Genomic DNA, 366 nt, shown 5'->3' with positions numbered 1-366 from the left:
TGGTTGGTAAGATCTTAGCCGCACTTGCTAAAGGTCTTTGGGATCTGTTGAAGTTCGGTCTTGGCGCTATCTTAGGCTGGCTGTTCGCTCCAATCGTTCTCGGCTTATTAGCACTCAAGTTATTGACATTGCCATTGTGGATCTTACCAGCATTGCTGACATTGCCACTCTGGATCTTGCCATTCTTGGCATTATTGCCATTCCTTGCTGGTAAGGTTATCGCTGCCTTGCTGAAGGGTCTCTTGGATCTTCTCAAGTTACTCGCCGGCATGTTAGTAGGGGCCTTACTCTCACCACTTGTTATTGGTTGGAACTTGCTTAAGTTATTGACACTCCCACTGTGGATCTTGCCAGCATTGCTGACCT

1 protein-coding gene is annotated in these 366 nt (G+C 47.3%); it reads left to right on the top strand.

All coding sequences use genetic code 11. The annotated features are described in order from the left end of the window. Window positions 1-366 (top strand): hypothetical protein (locus FC96_RS13070; RefSeq protein ID WP_202813033.1); only part of this gene is annotated, 366 nt, incomplete at both ends.

Source organism: Secundilactobacillus kimchicus JCM 15530, from assembly GCF_001433995.1.
In the GTDB taxonomy this organism is placed as follows: Bacteria; Bacillota; Bacilli; order Lactobacillales; family Lactobacillaceae; genus Secundilactobacillus; species Secundilactobacillus kimchicus.
This window is presented reverse-complemented; position numbering and strand designations above follow the sequence as displayed.